Annotated in this window: 15 protein-coding genes; 9 read left to right on the forward strand and 6 right to left on the reverse strand. The window is 48.1% G+C overall.

Going from position 1 to position 16,068, the window contains the following annotated elements; genetic code table 11:
* The first annotated feature begins 26 nt into the window (after positions 1–26).
* From ACYVEA_RS02190 to ACYVEA_RS02210, 5 genes are all read left to right on the forward strand, one after another.
* Positions 27–728: an SAM-dependent methyltransferase gene (locus tag ACYVEA_RS02190; RefSeq protein WP_461111676.1), complete on the forward strand. Its 702-nt coding sequence runs from the start codon at positions 27–29 to the stop codon at positions 726–728.
* Between the two features lie 62 nt (positions 729–790).
* The gene (locus ACYVEA_RS02195; RefSeq protein WP_461111677.1) at positions 791–1,444 is read left to right on the forward strand and encodes an MBL fold metallo-hydrolase; all 654 of its coding nucleotides are present in this window, start codon (positions 791–793) and stop codon (positions 1,442–1,444) included.
* A 51-nt stretch (positions 1,445–1,495) separates the two neighbouring features.
* Positions 1,496–2,188: a CDP-diacylglycerol--serine O-phosphatidyltransferase gene (gene pssA / locus ACYVEA_RS02200; RefSeq protein ID WP_461111678.1), complete on the forward strand. Its 693-nt coding sequence runs from the start codon at positions 1,496–1,498 to the stop codon at positions 2,186–2,188.
* Between the two features lie 54 nt (positions 2,189–2,242).
* Positions 2,243–2,494, forward strand: coding sequence for a phosphoribosylformylglycinamidine synthase subunit PurS (purS, locus tag ACYVEA_RS02205; RefSeq protein ID WP_461111679.1), 252 nt, complete (start codon positions 2,243–2,245; stop codon positions 2,492–2,494).
* A gap of 103 nt (positions 2,495–2,597) precedes the next feature.
* Positions 2,598–3,605: a 3-oxoacyl-ACP synthase III family protein gene (locus tag ACYVEA_RS02210; RefSeq protein ID WP_461111680.1), complete on the forward strand. Its 1,008-nt coding sequence runs from the start codon at positions 2,598–2,600 to the stop codon at positions 3,603–3,605.
* Between the two features lie 95 nt (positions 3,606–3,700).
* Here the strand turns inward: ACYVEA_RS02210 and ACYVEA_RS02215 are convergent, their stop codons facing one another.
* A complete protein-coding gene (locus ACYVEA_RS02215) occupies positions 3,701–4,072 on the reverse strand; it encodes a CoA-binding protein (protein WP_461111681.1) in 372 nt (123 codons plus the stop codon).
* Positions 4,073–4,421: 349 nt separating this feature from the next.
* On the opposite strand from ACYVEA_RS02215, the gene ACYVEA_RS02220 reads away from it, so the two are divergent.
* On the forward strand, positions 4,422–5,015 hold the full coding sequence (locus ACYVEA_RS02220) for an HNH endonuclease (RefSeq protein WP_461111682.1): 594 nt from the start codon (positions 4,422–4,424) through the stop codon (positions 5,013–5,015).
* An 87-nt stretch (positions 5,016–5,102) separates the two neighbouring features.
* On the opposite strand, the gene ACYVEA_RS02225 is transcribed toward ACYVEA_RS02220, so the two are convergent.
* Complete coding sequence (locus ACYVEA_RS02225) at positions 5,103–5,876, reverse strand: SDR family oxidoreductase (RefSeq protein ID WP_461111683.1); 774 nt, start codon at positions 5,874–5,876, stop codon at positions 5,103–5,105.
* Between the two features lie 57 nt (positions 5,877–5,933).
* On the reverse strand, positions 5,934–6,818 hold the full coding sequence (gene kduI, locus ACYVEA_RS02230) for a 5-dehydro-4-deoxy-D-glucuronate isomerase (RefSeq protein ID WP_461111684.1): 885 nt from the start codon (positions 6,816–6,818) through the stop codon (positions 5,934–5,936).
* A gap of 741 nt (positions 6,819–7,559) precedes the next feature.
* On the opposite strand from kduI, the gene ACYVEA_RS02235 reads away from it, so the two are divergent.
* On the forward strand, positions 7,560–8,927 hold the full coding sequence (locus ACYVEA_RS02235) for a DUF418 domain-containing protein (RefSeq protein WP_461111685.1): 1,368 nt from the start codon (positions 7,560–7,562) through the stop codon (positions 8,925–8,927).
* Positions 8,928–9,152: 225 nt separating this feature from the next.
* Positions 9,153–10,310 carry a hypothetical protein gene (locus ACYVEA_RS02240; protein WP_461111686.1) on the forward strand — a complete coding sequence of 386 codons (1,158 nt, stop codon included), beginning with the start codon at positions 9,153–9,155 and terminating at the stop codon, positions 10,308–10,310.
* A 111-nt stretch (positions 10,311–10,421) separates the two neighbouring features.
* On the opposite strand, the gene fucP is transcribed toward ACYVEA_RS02240, so the two are convergent.
* The gene (gene fucP, locus ACYVEA_RS02245; protein ID WP_461111687.1) at positions 10,422–11,669 is read right to left on the reverse strand and encodes an L-fucose:H+ symporter permease; all 1,248 of its coding nucleotides are present in this window, start codon (positions 11,667–11,669) and stop codon (positions 10,422–10,424) included.
* Positions 11,670–12,010: 341 nt separating this feature from the next.
* Between fucP and ACYVEA_RS02250 the strand changes: the two genes are divergently transcribed.
* Complete coding sequence (locus ACYVEA_RS02250) at positions 12,011–12,973, forward strand: extracellular catalytic domain type 1 short-chain-length polyhydroxyalkanoate depolymerase (RefSeq protein ID WP_461111688.1); 963 nt, start codon at positions 12,011–12,013, stop codon at positions 12,971–12,973.
* 75 nt (positions 12,974–13,048) lie between these two features.
* Here ACYVEA_RS02250 and ACYVEA_RS02255 read toward each other — a convergent pair whose 3' ends face one another.
* Positions 13,049–14,575, reverse strand: coding sequence for an RtcB family protein (locus ACYVEA_RS02255; RefSeq protein WP_461111689.1), 1,527 nt, complete (start codon positions 14,573–14,575; stop codon positions 13,049–13,051).
* 59 nt (positions 14,576–14,634) lie between these two features.
* Positions 14,635–15,756, reverse strand: coding sequence for a slipin family protein (locus ACYVEA_RS02260; protein WP_461111690.1), 1,122 nt, complete (start codon positions 15,754–15,756; stop codon positions 14,635–14,637).
* Positions 15,757–16,068 lie beyond the last annotated feature (312 nt).

Raw genomic sequence — 16,068 nt, forward strand, 5'->3', positions numbered from 1 at the left:
TGCTTCTTTCGTCAGCATGACAAATAATGCCAACCTTATACCTTATTCCTACTCTGCTGGCCGACGACACCGCTCAGCAAGTGCTGCCTCCCCACATTTCGATGATCATTGAAAAAACGGACGCCTATTTTGTCGAGAATGTTCGTTCAGCCCGGCGGTTTATCACGGGCCTGAAAACCAGCCGTGTCATTGACGAAACAACGTTTTTCGAACTTGATAAAGACACACCACCCGCCGATACGCGCAAACAGATCCAGGAGTTGATGGAGCGCAAACGTAGTGCAGGCGTTTTATCGGAAGCGGGATGCCCTGGCGTTGCCGATCCGGGATCGGTGGTAGTCGGTATGGCGCATACGCTGGGTTGGAAGGTAGAGCCATTAGTCGGCCCATCGTCTATTTTGCTAGCGCTGATGGCGTCGGGTATGAGTGGGCAATCATTTGTCTTTCACGGCTATCTCCCCATTGATCGGCAGGATCGTTCCCGGGCTATACGATTTCTCGAAAAAGAAGCGCAGGGACGACTCCAGACGCAGATTTTCATGGAGACGCCCTATCGCAATGACGCACTCTTTGCCGATGTACTGGCCAATTGCCAGCCCAACACACGCCTGTGTGTGGCCTGTAACTTAACAGCGCCCGATGCCTTCGTCCGTACGTTGAGCATTCGTGAATGGAAATCCCAGGTGCCTGACTTGCGCAAAAAACCAACAGTGTTTCTACTTTTGTAACGTAGTGTGGGTGAAAACCTGCTTTAAAGCTACCGAATACGGGTTTCCACCCGCGCTACCTAATGATTCAAGCGTTCGAATTCTCTCCGTTTCACGAAAACACCTACGTCATTGCTGATGATGCGACCGGTGAAGCCGTACTTATTGATCCCGGCTGCTACGAGCAGGTTGAAAAAGAAGCGCTGGGACGATTTGTTGAGCAGCATAAACTCAAGGTCAAGTACCTCCTGCTCACTCATTCGCACCTCGATCATGTGTTTGGTGTAGCCTACGTAAAGCGCAAGTTTGGCGTTAAAGCCTATCTGCATGAGCTGGATATGGTAATCTATAACGACGTGCCTACGCGCTGTGCGCTCTACGGGCTTCGCGGCTATGAACCCTCCGAAATTGATGAATTTCTGAAAGAAGGGGATCAGTTCCGATTTGGCAATACCGCGCTGGACGTCATCTTTGTACCCGGTCATGCACCCGGACACGTAGCGTTTGTCAATCACGCTGAGCGATACATAGTTGGGGGCGATGTGTTGTTTAATGGGAGTGTTGGTCGGACGGATTTCCCCTACTGTAACCATGCCGATCTGATCAACAGCATCCGAACCCAGTTTTTCACCCTGCCCGACGACTACACGGTTTATGCCGGGCATATGGAACCAACCACCATAGGTAAGGAAAAACGTACGAATCCATTTGTTAACGGAATGATGAATGATGAATGATAAATTATTCTATTCATCGATCATTCATCATTTATCATTCATCATTTATCATTGAAATCCCTACTCAAACACCTTCCCAACGCCATGACCTGCGGCAATTTGCTCTGTGGTTGTGTTGGCGTGGTCATGGCACTACGTGGCCATCTGGACACGGCGGCCTGGTTAATTGGTCTGGCAGCCGTGCTCGACTTTGGCGATGGGTTTGTAGCCCGACTGGTTAACGTATCAGGGCCGTTTGGCAAGGAACTGGACTCGCTGGCCGATGTCGTTACGTTTGGCGTGTTGCCCGCCACCATCGTATTTCAACTGTGCTGGTTCCAGGACTTAGGGGCTATTTCGTATGGAGCGTTTCTAATTGCCGTTTTATCAGCCCTGCGCTTGGCGAACTTTAACATCGACACGCGTCAATCGGAGTCATTTATTGGTCTACCCGTTCCGGCTAATGCCATGCTGCTTGGCGCCTTTCCGCTGATGGAGCGCTATCAACCCCAGTTTGATGGGATCTGGAAGAATGACATTGCAATGGGTATGATGATTGCCTTTTCGTTCATGCTCGTATCCGAAGTACCCCTTTTCGCCCTTAAATTTAAGACCTTCGGCTGGGCTGAAAACCGGATTAAATTCAGTTTTCTGATGGCGTCCGCGTTACTCCTGCTATTTTTGCAGTTCGCAGCCATCCCGCTGATCATTTTATTGTACATTATCGTTTCACTTTTTTCCAAAGAGCGAAAGATCAAACTGTAATCTACGTACGCGCATTTCGCACATTCACTCTTTCGTTCTTTCACTCATTAAGTAATGAAATACATCGCCGAAATTAACATCATGACCCGCTCGGAAATTCTGGACCCACAGGGCAAAGCCGTTAAGCTGGGACTTCATAACCTCCAGATGGACAGTATAGATAACGTCCGTATCGGTAAGCATATCCGGCTTGAAGTTGATGCTGCTACCGAAGACCAGGCCCGTACGACGGTGGACGCGGCCTGCCGCCAGTTACTGGCAAACCTAATCATGGAAGAATACTCATTCGAGTTGCACGCGGCCTGAAAACAGGGGTCGCCTTTTGTCGGTATTGATAGCAAAGCCTGGTAAGCAAGATACTTGTTACCACAAATAGTTCTATTTTTATCGACTATTATTCTACTATCGAATGAATACGGTTTACTCAAGTATTAAGGGTCTAGGTTTCTACGTGCCGGATACCGTTGTTACGAATGACGACCTGACTCAATATATGGATACCTCCGATGCCTGGATTCAGGAACGGACCGGCATTAAGCAACGTCGGTATTTTACCTACGGGAAAGATACCAACGCCAGCATGGCTGCGGCTGCTTCGCGCATGGCTCTCGACCGCGCCGGGCTGGAACCTTCAACCGTTGATCTGATCGTCTATGCCACCATCACGCCCGATTATTACTTTCCCGGCTCTGCTTTTCTGATGCAGCGGGAATTGGGGCTAGAAGGCATTGGTGTTATCGATATCCGAAACCAATGTTCAGGCTTTGTGTATGCCCTCTCCATTGCCGATCAATTTATAAAAACCGGCATGTACAAGAACATTCTGGTAGTAGGCTCGGAAATTCAGTCGTCCTTTCTGAATAAAAGTAACGAAGGGCGGGGAGTTGCCGTCATTTTTGGTGATGGCGCGGGCGCGGCTGTTCTACAGGCCACTACCGACCCGGAGCACCGTATTCTGTCAACGCACCTTCATGCCGATGGGCGCTATGCTGAAGAGCTGTATGTGCGTGATCCAGGTAGTAGCCGGGAAGGCCAATGGATTTCGGAGGCTACGCTCGCCGACAAACAATATAACGTAACGATGAATGGCAACACGGTTTTCAAACATGCCGTGGTGCGGTTTATGGAAGTAATCAACGAGAGTCTGGCAGCCAATGGTCTCCAGCCAGACGACCTGGCTTTGCTGGTTCCTCATCAGGCGAATATTCGCATTTCCGGTTATGTTCAGCAGCAAATGAACCTGCCCGATGACAAGGTATTTAACAACATTCAAAAGTACGGAAACACCACAGCTGCTTCCATCCCCATTGCCCTGACCGAGGCTTTCGAACAAGGTCGAATCAAGCCCGGTGACCTGGTTTGTCTGGCCGCATTTGGCAGCGGTTTTACGTGGGCATCCGCATTGATCAAATGGTAAAGCAGTAAGTCATGAAGTGGTAAGTGGCTGACGCAAGCGTATTAATTTCGATCTTCACTACTTTATAACTTACAACTTCACCACTTACCACTTTTTCAGTACGTCCCGATTGACAGCATGACCAGCGTGCAGGCTTCAATAGGCTCAATGCCTTCTGCCTGAAGCTGCTTCTGAAATTCTGGATTTTCGGCACCCGGATTAAAGATCACCCGCCGGGGATGCAGGCTTTTGATGTATTCATACAAATCGGGCTGATTACGTGGGCCAACGTACATCGTTACTGTATCGACATTTTCCAGCGCAGGTTGCCCCGTCTGGATGGCATGGCCGTCGATTTCTCCACTCTTCAGTCCAAGCAGTTCAATAGTATGACCATGACGAAGTAAACTGTGGGCAGCCAGATTGGCGTATCGGCCCGGCTTCTCCGTGGCGCCAATTACTAATGTTTTCTTTTCGGAATTGTCCATGATCTTTGTGAACAAATTAGGTAAATACACCACACACTATATCGGGCGTACATACAACAACGTTCCTTACTAACGCATTCGATCAGCAAGCGGTTTCCATGGTTGACAAACGCATCAGGAAACAGTCCACTTTCGGCCATACAATAATAACACGCCTGGAATAGACTTTTTTTATACTGGAAAGACGAACATAGTATGAAGAATAGACAACCATTTCGTTGTATCGTTGTTAAAGACTCATCAACGAGTTTTGCTTTGTTTAGCAGTAAGTCGGATAAGCAGGAAAAGTAGGGCAGGCAATTGCAAAACGGATCGCCCGGATGCGTATTAAACTAAATTAGCTTCGGTCATGGACGCCAAAGGAAACCAAAGTTTCTGGAATGAGAAGTGGGTACCAATTATGTTTGAGGGCCTTGAGAAGCCACCTCACTATGAGGTTTCAAACTACGGGCGGTTGCGCAGTTTTCAGTCATCTACATCAGCACCGACGGATAATCCGCACGCCAAACCCATGAGCAAAGCTATAAAAGGGTCGGTTATTCAGGGTTATCGGTCGCTAAACATTCGGTCGGAAGGTAAAACGCTAAATCGCTACGTCCACAAATTAGTAGCTGAGCACTTTGTTACCCGGGCTCAGCCCGAGCAGACGTTCGTTATTCATATCGACTACGATAAACTGAATAATTATTATAAGAACCTGCGCTGGGTGACCAAAGATGAAATGATTGCACACAATCGGGAAAATCCAAGCCTCAAAAACCGCCAGCTACCCCGCCAAACGCGCAATTACAAACTAACGGAAAGCAAAGTCAGAATCATTAAGAAGTTGTTGCTCAACGATAAAAATCGGCTGAAGATGATCGCGAAACAATTCGGGATCACACACACACAGCTTAACCGAATTCGGTCGGGAGAGAATTGGAAACACGTTACGCTCGACTGATAGTAAACAACATGGGGTTAAAATCCGGCGCAGCACATCTTGATGTTTTGCGCCGGATTTTAACCCCATGCTATTGTAGTTCGTTTCCTACCGGCCCATCCAACCGCCGTCGACGGTCAAAATAGTGCCATGAACGTAGCTGGCAGCATCGGATGCCAGAAAAACAACTGGTCCTTTAAAATCCTCAGGTTCACCCCACCGAGCGGCTGGAATTCGACTTAGAATGGACTGACTACGGGCCTGATCGGCCCGTAATGCTTCGGTGTTATCCGTGGCGATGTAACCGGGTGCAATGGCGTTGACGTTAACGCCTAACCCGGCCCACTCATTGGCAAATGCCTTGACCAGACTCCCAATAGCGCCTTTGCTGGCAGCATAACCCGGTACGTTGATACCCCCCTGGAACGTGAGCAGCGAAGCCGTAAAAATGACTTTGCCGCTTCCAACAGCGATCATGTCTTTACCGATTTCCCGCGTGAGTATAAACTGAGCCGTTTGATTGATGGCAATTACCTCATCCCAATAGTCGTCGGGGTGCTCGGCGGCTGGTTTACGCATAATCGTCCCAGCGTTATTGACCAGAATGTCAATAACTGGATGATCTTTTTTAACCTGATTGACAAAGGCATACAACGCTTCCCGGTTTCCAAAATCAGCCCGGTAGGCATAGAATTTCTGGCCGCGGGATTCAATGGCTTTTGCTACGTCGCTGCCTTCGGGTTCGAGGTTGGCCGATACGCCAATGATGTCGGCACCAGCTTCGGCCAGGGCTTCGGCCATTGCTTTACCGATACCGCGTTTGCAGCCAGTCACCAAGGCAATTTTACCGGTTAATGAAAATGTATTTAGTACAGAACTCATTTATTTTCCAGACTAGTAGTGGGTTGACGTTTTAAGAGTTTCTCACCGAAAACTCTTTTATTTCAAATCAGTGATCGCACAGAAGTCCATGTCGCTGTAATCGAGGTTTTCACCAGCCATGCCCCAGATAAAAGTATAGTTCGACGTACCGGCTCCAGCGTGAATCGACCAGTTTGGCGAGATCACGGCCTGTTCGTTCTGCATCCAGATATGGCGGGTCTCCTGCGGCTGCCCCATAAAATGACAAACGCTCTGCCCTTCCGGAACTTCGAAATAAAAGTAAACCTCCATCCGCCGATCATGCGTATGAGCAGGCATAGTGTTCCAGACGCTGCCGGTTTTCAATTCGGTCATGCCCATTTGCAATTGGCAGGTCGGCAAGACGCTACTGACAAGTAACTTATTGATTGTCCGATGGTTGGCTGTCCCCATACTACCTAATTCTACTACGTCGGCATCAGTTCTGGACACCTTACGGGTTGGGTAATTTTTGGTAGCGGGTGTAGAGTTCAGGTAAAACTTAGCCGGTGATGAAGCCTCGTTGGAGATAAACTGAATGTCGCGGGTTCCCTGACCGATGTACAACGCTTCTTTGTAGGCCAGATCATAGGACACCCCATCGGCTATGACCCGACCTGCACCCCCAACGTTGATCATGCCCAGTTCACGCCGTTCCAGAAAATACTCCGCTTTCAATTGGTCAGGCGTCGGCAACGTAACAGGGCCGTCTACCGGCATGACCCCACCCGTTAGGTAGCGATCGAAGAAGGACAATACCCAATGAAATTGATCGGCGACAAACAGCGTCTCAATGAGAAAATTTTGCCGGAGTTGCGCGGTATCCATCCCTTTCACCTCGTTGGGTGAATTGGCATAGCGGCTTTCAAAAAAAGTTTGCTGTTCTGCTTGGTTTTCCGCGAGCGTAGTCTGTTCGGTTTGCATATATGGATTAATTGTCGGCTAATATCAGGGAGTTGTTGTGCGCCTAAAGATATGGGTTAACGGGCTGGTTATGATTCTTTATACAATTAATTCGATTAACCAGTTGGAAATGTTTCATCAAGAAATAGTCACCTGGAAGCCCGTAATACCCTTTGGTAGTCGAATTATTGCGTATTCTACCGGTACGTAAAAGCGGTGGATTTCATTAGCCTCGTAACCTCCCAGCATCCAACAAATTTACGACCAACGCAAGTGATTTCGAAAAAATAAGGCCTCCGGCAATGCTGGAGACCTTAAAAAATCCTAACCTATGATAAACTATGAAACCGTACTTATTGGGTCATTAGCGCGACCATTCCACAACGGATCAGAAGCAAAAAAGCATCGCCGAAGTCTGCAATGCCCCTTTACACAGAAAGAGACAGTGCTATTGATTTTGTACTCTTTCCTGCTTCATTTTTTTGCAATTTTCCACATAATAATCAGTCATGCAGGACTGGTGTAGAAGGCTGTAGTCCTTCGAATTGGCCATTAACATACATCAACAAAGGCGATGATGGTCAGATTAATTTCGGCTAGGTGACCAGCGCAGCCCCGGGAGCTGCATAATTCTATTCCGGGAAACTGCTACGTTTAATCAAAAGATGGCGCGAGAGATGCCGAAAATTCTGTACTTACACGAAGCCCGATTTTTGGCATCGGTTCTGATTATGCTTTAAACCCTTATCTATCAACACCATTATGCAAGCTGAATCGTACTCAAACCCATTTGTAGCCTCACCAGCTGCTACCTTCCGACCCGTTGCCCAGGCGGAGCGTATTGAAACCGTCGACATCCTTCGGGGCGTAGCCTTGCTAGGCATTCTGATGATGAACATTCCGGTTTTTGCTATGCCGGAGTACTTCTCAAAAAGCTTCCGAAGTGATACTGGCAATATTAACTTTTGGGTAGATGCCGTCGTAACCGTCTTGTTCGAAGGGAAGATACGTGCTTTGTTTTCCATGATTTTTGGCGTAGGCATTCTGCTTTTCACGACTAAAAAGGAACGGGCGGGACAATCGGTTGCCGGCCTGTATTACCGCCGGATGGGCTGGCTGATTTTGTTCGGCCTCATTGATGCGCACGTATTGCTCTGGTCCGGTGACATTTTGTATCTATATGGCGTCTGCGGGTTGCTGGCCTTTCTATTTCGCAAAGTCAAACCTGCTTATCTGGCCATTGGCGTACCGCTGATTGCGCTTATCGACTTCACGTCTGGCACGCTGTTCTACCAAAACATGCGGGAAAAATTATTGGGTTATAAAGAAGCCAAAGCTGTACAGGAACACCATCAGACATTGACCGACCAACAAAAGAAAGCCATGACGGACTGGCGGGCCATTCAGAAAGAGTTCATTCCCAACAAGGCTGAAGTAGCGGAACATACACGTTCGATGAAGTCAAACTACACAACGGTAGCCCACTACCTCCGCCCCTTATCCTGGGATTTTCAAACCAAATACCTGGCCTACGCCATCTGGGACCCGCTGGCGTTGATGTTACTTGGGATGGCTTTATTCAAATGGGGCTATTTTGCGGGCAAATGGCCGCACAGACGCTACGTTCAAATTATCCTGGTGGGGTACGGAATTGGCCTGCCTTTAGTCATCTTTAATTACTACAATTCCTATACTCACTTCCCCAACGTAGCGTCCCGACTGGCGTACATGGAAACACATGCCATTAATTGGATGGCGTTGATTTATCCATTCCAGCGTATTTTGCTGGTAATGGCCCATGCCAGTCTACTTATTCTGCTGATTCAGTCGGGAGTAGCGCAGCGTTTCCTGAAACGGCTGGCGGCTGTTGGGCAGATGGCGTTCACCAACTACGTCATGCACACGGTTATCTGCACGTTTATTTTCTTCGGCTATGGGCTGAATTACTTTGCCGAATTGCAGTACTATCAACTCTTTTTTATCGTGGTGGGCATCTGGGTGTTGCAACTAATCGTCAGCCCAATCTGGTTGAAGCATTTCCAGTTTGGCCCGCTCGAATGGTGCTGGCGCAGCCTTACGTACTGGCAACGACAACCCCTACACCATCAGGAAACAGCCCTGACGACCTAATACGGGACTCCTTTCAGCAATCAGTTGAGGTCGTCACGAGCGATTAAATGACCGCAACCAATGGGTAAATTGCAGGCACAATGGGTTTATTTTATCCTCTTTTGGGGAGCTTTATGCAGGGCTCAGGCACAAACGTCAGAGCGGTTAATTGCTGATTTTCAGGCCATCCATAAAGCGATTAGACGTTCTTCCTGTACGAATCAGCAGGTTATCTCTAACCGGGCAATGAATCTTTTTCTTGCGGATAAAATTGGCTATTCACTCACCGATTATAAAAGCCAATCGTTCTATAAAAATTATATTACACTCAATACGGGAGATGGTATTTTTTCGCTTAATCACAACTTTTTCCAACCCACCGGAACCGATGAGCCGGTCAGGACTTTTTATGTCGTTGGCGTAAAAGCGAACGTAGCCAATGCACTGGTTTCTACGTTTACCGAAAAACCATTCTCCAACGAATTAGGCATTACCCTTAAAAAGTCATGGATCGGCAAACCAAAAACGATCGTGAATACCTGTTTTGAGAAACAGGTAATGGATGCCAAACGCGAATCAATTCTGGTATTATTAGCGCAGGAAATAAAAACAAGAGAAGATGAATTTATCAATTCGTTATCAGCAATTAAACAGGACGAAATGCCGGATTCGGTTTTTACGAAAGCAAAAGCCGAATTGCGCCAGACTTTCTACGCAAATTTGACGGATGAGTTTTCCAGGAGATTTGCTGAGTCGCAATACCAGGAATTAGCGGCAACTACTCGTTATAAGCGCATTACAACGCACTGGACGAATCTTTCCATCTATCTACCTGTTGTGGCGCAGCGATTTACAGTGGCTAAATCATTAACACTTTTTTCAGAAACCAGAAAAGCCTATCCTTTTGAGGTATCAATTAATCACACTCGGTTCTGGGAAATAAAAAAAGCAGGACGATTCTTTTTGACTATGGAGGCAAGCGTTTATTTGAATAACGCGGCACTAAGTCAATCAGTAGAAAGTAGTACGTACAGCCAGTATAAAAACGCAGGTGGTATCGATACGCTGGTACTACGTCAAAAAAGGATCAATTCTATTTTTATCGGAGACTATCAAACCTTTCTCACCCCATCTGCTAGACTTATTGTTGTCTATTATCCACCCGATTCCCACATTGGCCTGAGCACTTCGCTTAGTCAACATATAGGAACGTATCGAGCGCTAAACTGGTCAGTAGGAATCCCTATTGTTCTGATAAATAAAATGGGAGCACCGTCAGCCAATTTCGAATTTCGATTGACCTATGCTGACCTTACGCATGTCGTTTATGCCAACCGAACATTTAGTGATAACATGTCGATAAGCCTGACAGTCGGTGTGCCATTCAGCAAAATAATTTATTGAAGTATTTAAAAAAAATATTGTCCCCAGCGGCACAAAGATAGAGGTGTACGTCTCCGTATTCTTTGTGCCGCTGGGAGCAATATCAGTAGGCCCCAACTAGCAGGATTGACTCTATCTCACCTTATAAAACTTAGCGCCGAACAGGCAAATAACAACGTAGCAGATAATTGGCAGGTAGTAGGCATTGGCTACGTCTTTCTCGGCAGCCATGCCCATCAAAAATGGAAAAACAGCACCACCAACCACACCCATTGAAATAAACGAAGAGGCCTGCTGTGTGTGCGAGCCGAGATTTTTCAACCCCAAACTAAAAATGGTTGGGAACATGATGCTGAAAAAGAAGTTAAGCATCAGCAACGCAATGAAGGAAGGCCATCCCAAGCTCTGGGTAATAATCAGACACATAACAATATTACAGGCAGCGAAAATAGCCAGTAAAGAATGGGGTGCAATGACCCGCATCAGGAAAGTGCCCACAAAGCGTCCGGCCAGCATGAGACCCATAAACAGTACCATATAGTTACCCGCAACGGCGTCTGAAAAGCCCATTTTTTCGTGGCCGTAATTGATAAAAAAGGCCCAGGTTCCTCCCTGAGCGGCTACGTTGAAAAACTGGGCAATGACAGCCCACACGAAGTGTTTATGCTGGAAAAGGGTTTTACCGGGCTCAACGTCAACATTCGCGGCATCAGGATCGGCAACCACGGTGTGCGGGTCCGTAAGCGCAGGCACTTTCACGAAGGAGAAAAGGATGGCAATCGTCGCGATGACACTACCGATGACAATGTATAATGTCTTAACGGACGTCAGATCGGTACTTCCCACGGTATTGTTCCGCAACAGAAAATAAGAGCCAATGGCTGGTCCGATGATGGCCCCCAGGGCGTTGAAAGCCTGGGCAAAATTGATACGTTGATCGCTGGTACGCTGGTCGCCAAGGGCGGCTACGAAGGGATGGGCAACCGTTTCAAGCGTTGAAATACCGCACCCCAGAATAAACAGGGCAATACCAAAAAAGGTGAAGGAGGCAGCCGCAGCGGCAGGAACAAACAAAAACGAACCCACGGCAAAAAGCGAAAGCCCCAACAGTACCCCGTTTTTATACCCAAACCGCTTCATGAACAAACCAGCCGGAATACCCATGACGAAATAGGCCCCAAAAATGGCAAACTGAACAAAGGCTGATTGTGTCTTGGTGAGGCTCAAAACATGCTGAAAGTGTTTGTTCAATACATCGCCCATCGTGATCGCAACACCCCAAAACATGAAAAGGGAGGTAACAAAGACAAGCGTGATCAGGTATTTATTTTCAGTAAAAGTGGCTGGCGTCGATTTGCCAGCTACGGGTGTTGCCTGCATGATTGAGTTGTGTTTAGGCTGATTAGACAGTCGGGCGATCTAATCCTGCTCTGGTTAAGACGCTCGTCCAGGGTTATAAAGTACTTTTCGGCGCCAAAATACCCCTTTCGGCTTTAAGTTACTCGTTTCGGGCAGCTATTTTCTGAATATGAGCAATGCATAAGCTACTAGGTAGAAGTAAAGCCCTAATTTTATTCTTTGACCAATAACGGTACATTGATTGTCATCGAAACAAAACACGACAACCGAGATAATCCAGATAGTGCCGCCAAAAATTCAATGGATCAGAAATGGGCTGATCAAGCCGGGCTTTCCAGCGTTAGTCAAAACTTCATTTTCTCATGGGTAAGTTGCTCTTTTTGATACTAAGTAGTGGCGCTAGTATGCTGACCAATACAGCTTTCGCATATGGTTTCATAACTCAGAAATTTGGGTTCACTACGTCCGTAGAGCCTAGCGTTCGTGATACGATCCGGCATAACGGGCAGACCAGAATCTATTGGATACACCTACCGCCTGCTTATAAAAAGAATGGGAGTTCACTGCCGCTGGTCATTGCGTTACACGGCGGTGGCGGCAGTGGGCAACAGTTTGAATCTCAGTCAAAATTGAGCGAAAAAGCGGATCAGGAAGGGTTTGTTGTCGTCTATCCCGATGGCATGCAAAATCCCGGCGTGTTGCATCTACGGACCTGGAATGCGGGCGCCTGCTGTGGCCAGGTGGCGTCAACCCAGGAAGCTGACGACGTTGGGTTCATCAGCAAATTGATCGATAAACTGACCACTACGTATCAAATCGACGAGAAACGCGTGTATGCCACAGGTCATTCCAACGGAGCGATGCTTTGTTATCGGCTGGCCTGCGAACTATCGGATAAAGTGGCGGCTATCGCAGCGAACTCGGGAACCATGCAGCTAAAAACACCTTGCCAGCCTAAGCGCGTCATGCCAATTCTGCACGTTCACTCCCAACTGGATCGCAACGTACCATACACGGGCGGTGTTGGCACAAAAAGTATTAATAAACAATGGAATGCTCCCGTAGACAGCACACTGGCTGTTTTTGCCCAATTCGCGCAGTGCAAGACCCAGAAACAGGTCATTCGGACAACCGATAAGTACACGTTTTATAAATGGTCAGACTGCCAGGGCGGTGCGGAATTTCAGTACTATCTGACAACAGACGGAGGACACGCCTGGCCGGGCGGGCAGAAAGGCGCTAGGTTCATCGGCGACGCCCCATCGGACGCGTTCGTCAATAACGACATTATCTGGAGTTTTTTTACGGGTTACTCACTTCCATAACGTAGACTGGAAGTGAGTAACCCGTAAAAAACAACGTAGTGAAACGCACGAAGCGCTACGATCGTCAGCCAGGTATCAATCTTCCCGTCCTTCTTTTCGGTTGGCGTCGGCCATTCGAACAATTTTGGGCGTGAACTTCGCCAGTACCGATACCAGATCGCGCTGGGCGTCGATAACGGTGTCGATGTTTTTATAGACCATCGGCGCTTCATCCAGATCACCACCAACGAGTTGAACATCCGCTTCAGTAAGGGCTTTGTTCCATTGCGAGCGCGTCAACGTATTGAACGCCTGCGTCCGCGACATCAACCGACCAGCCCCGTGCGAGGCCGAGTTGATGGAGTCAGCATTACCTCGCCCACGCACGACAAAACCCGGTTGCGTCATTGATCCCGGAATAATACCCAACACATTGGCTCCGGCAGGGGTGGCTCCTTTTCGGTGAACCATCACCTCGCGACCATCGGCCAGTTGCTCTTTCCACGCAAAATTGTGGTGATTCTCGACCATCGCCAGCGGCTTCTCCCCTATCGCTTTAGCCAGTTTATTGTGAATTTCGTGGTGATTAGCGGAAGCATAGTCGCCCGCCAGGTTCATCGCAATCCAGTACTCCTGCCCTTCTTCGGTGTTTAGATCGAGCCAGGCCAGATGCGCTGCCTGTTTGGGCAGTTTGGTTTTCTGCATCGCCAGTTTCGAATAGTAATTGGCTACGTTCCCGCCAAATCCACGCGACCCGGAGTGCGATAATAAAGCCAGATACTCGCCCGGTGGCAACGTCAATTGGTCGTCGTGTTCGTATACGTCAAGAAGTCCCCATTCAACGAAATGGTTACCCGTACCGGAGCTTCCCAACTGACGGTAAGCTTTGTCTTTCAGGTCGCGAATCACTTTCGTAGCCCGCCATTCGGGTAAGTCCATTACGCTCTCGTCAAACTTTTCGCGGGTTTCGCCACCAAGCCCAAATTTGGTTTGCTCCATCAGCGACTTCTTCAGCAAATGCGGTTCCCGTTTCAAAAATGCAGGTGGCAAATCGAATACTGATAAACACATTCGGCAGGCAATATCGACCCCAACGGCAAAGGGAATGATTGTATTCGCTTCCGTAGCCAGGACGCCCCCGATGGGAAGTCCGTAGCCCTGATGGGCATCGGGCATGAGCGCACCCGCCACCGAAACCGGCAGACTAGCCGCTGTTTCCATTTGCCGCAAGGCTCCTTCCTCAATCTGCTCACGTCCAAAAACGGCATACGGCAACGGCCCGCTACGTAGATCGAAAGCATTTTCCGACTGTTTTTCAGCCGAATTTAACACATACGGAGCTGGCTCGGGGGGTAAGTATCCAACACCCGTTTCGCTAAGCGGAACAGCAATCCCTTGCTTGTTCAGGTCATAAATCGACCGTGCCAGATTGGTGACCTTATTTTTAGGATAAGCAAATTTTTTGGGGTTCTGAAGCATCTGCGCTATCAATCCCATTGCCTTTTCTTTAGAGTAGTCAGCACGTTGCACGAGGCCATTTGCTACCCGCAGAAACGTAGTATGTAAGTGCTCCGGGATTGGCCCCAGGGATAGAATATCGTCTACTGAAATAGGTGTTTCCATTTTGGTTCTTGTTTTTCTCTTCTGTCATGCTGACGTCAGGATGGCAAAAATTCATTCATTTATTTTCGTCCCCGAACGAAGAGCTGTTTCAATTGGTCGACCATGGAATCGTTGTTTGATACAGAGATCGAGCTGATTTTGTCCGAGATTTTCTCTACGTATTCCATCTCTTTCAGTTTCCACAGCATTTCGTTGTCTTCCATCAGCTTGGCAGTGTTTAGCAAGCTACGGGTCGAAGCCGTTTCTTCCCGACGCATAATGATGTTGGCCTGCGCCTTCTTTTCAGCCATCAATACCTGATTCATGATGTCGCGCATGTCACCTGGCAGGATGATGTCACGTACGCCACCGTTGCGAAGTTTGACACCTAGTTCAGCGGCTTTAGCCAACGTAGCGTTTACCACGAACGGCGCCAGTTCGCCTTTTTTGTCAAGGAGTTCATCCAGCGTTAAGCCACCAACGTACTCACGCAAAGCCAGTTGAATTGACACGTATAACTGCTTGTCGTAGTCCTTGTTGTCGACCAACGCTTTTATCACGTCCTGCACATGATATTGGACATAGAAACTCAGGCGCAATGACGCTTTGTCTTTGGTCAGAATTTCCTGTCCCGAAACTTCCATCTGCTGCTGGCGTGTATCGACTTTCAGTACATGAACAGGCGTATTGTTTTTCCACCAGTGATACGTACCGGGCGTCAAAATGCGGTCAAATTTCCAGTAGATGAACAGAACACCCTGCTCATGCGCTTCAACGGTATATGTCCGCACAAAGGCCGATAGCGGTTGTGGCATCAGTGAAATCAAGTCAATAGTAGCCGGAATGTCGAGTTGACTCAAATCGGCTTTTACGTACTGATACTGCGTTATCCCACTTCGGCGCTCCAACTTCCAGTAGGCATGACGGCCTTTTTGGAGGACTGTCTGAAAAAGCCCATTCTTGTACTGAAGGGCGATCTCGTTGTCTTTCACCTCAATCACATCGAGTTCAGCGGCCACCTCCGGGTACTCCAGCAACACGGTCAGATCGCAGGGCGGATTCTGTAGCAGCTCTCCCCGGTTATAGACATACACGGTTTCGCTCGACCAGACCCAATGGTTACCCGTCGAAAGCATTTTTTGGTAGCCGCCATGTTTGAACAATAACCCGATTTTCAGGGTCTGAATGCGTACAGTTTTCATCATTGTATTGGTTAAATAGTCAAAAAATAACCGGTTCGAAACTATCCATTTAGCAGGGCGGAAGCTGGTTTGCCCCTGTTTTGGTACGTTGCTTCGGAGAAAGGTTTCGGATTGGCAGATTGCCTGAGCAGTTGCAACACTTCTATCCAACCAACTTACCCGAGTACTTTCCAAAAACAGCATACGCCCGACAAACGCGGAACCTGCCTGCTGGCTCTTACTAAACTGTTACGTCTTTGGCAAGCCAACTACGTCACCAGATAGCTTCTGACCGATTTTATTTAGCTGAGTGACCTTTTTAGAAGTGGTCAT

The sequence above is a fragment of the Spirosoma jeollabukense genome (assembly GCF_054777855.1).

Excerpts from the sequence above, each read along its gene's own strand:
- ACYVEA_RS02250 (WP_461111688.1), top strand. The coding sequence starts at position 12,011 with ATGGGTAAGTTGCTCTTTTTGATACTAAGTAGTGGCGCTAGTATGCTG.
- fucP (WP_461111687.1), bottom strand. The coding sequence starts at position 11,669 with ATGCAGGCAACACCCGTAGCTGGCAAATCGACGCCAGCCACTTTTACT.
- ACYVEA_RS02190 (WP_461111676.1), top strand. The coding sequence starts at position 27 with ATGCCAACCTTATACCTTATTCCTACTCTGCTGGCCGACGACACCGCT.
- ACYVEA_RS02240 (WP_461111686.1), top strand. The coding sequence starts at position 9,153 with ATGAATCTTTTTCTTGCGGATAAAATTGGCTATTCACTCACCGATTAT.
- kduI (WP_461111684.1), bottom strand. The coding sequence starts at position 6,818 with ATGCAAACCGAACAGACTACGCTCGCGGAAAACCAAGCAGAACAGCAA.
- ACYVEA_RS02225 (WP_461111683.1), bottom strand. The coding sequence starts at position 5,876 with ATGAGTTCTGTACTAAATACATTTTCATTAACCGGTAAAATTGCCTTG.
- ACYVEA_RS02215 (WP_461111681.1), bottom strand. The coding sequence starts at position 4,072 with ATGGACAATTCCGAAAAGAAAACATTAGTAATTGGCGCCACGGAGAAG.
- ACYVEA_RS02260 (WP_461111690.1), bottom strand. The coding sequence starts at position 15,756 with ATGAAAACTGTACGCATTCAGACCCTGAAAATCGGGTTATTGTTCAAA.
- ACYVEA_RS02255 (WP_461111689.1), bottom strand. The coding sequence starts at position 14,575 with ATGGAAACACCTATTTCAGTAGACGATATTCTATCCCTGGGGCCAATC.
- ACYVEA_RS02210 (WP_461111680.1), top strand. The coding sequence starts at position 2,598 with ATGAATACGGTTTACTCAAGTATTAAGGGTCTAGGTTTCTACGTGCCG.
- ACYVEA_RS02235 (WP_461111685.1), top strand. The coding sequence starts at position 7,560 with ATGCAAGCTGAATCGTACTCAAACCCATTTGTAGCCTCACCAGCTGCT.
- ACYVEA_RS02220 (WP_461111682.1), top strand. The coding sequence starts at position 4,422 with ATGGACGCCAAAGGAAACCAAAGTTTCTGGAATGAGAAGTGGGTACCA.
- purS (WP_461111679.1), top strand. The coding sequence starts at position 2,243 with ATGAAATACATCGCCGAAATTAACATCATGACCCGCTCGGAAATTCTG.
- ACYVEA_RS02195 (WP_461111677.1), top strand. The coding sequence starts at position 791 with ATGATTCAAGCGTTCGAATTCTCTCCGTTTCACGAAAACACCTACGTC.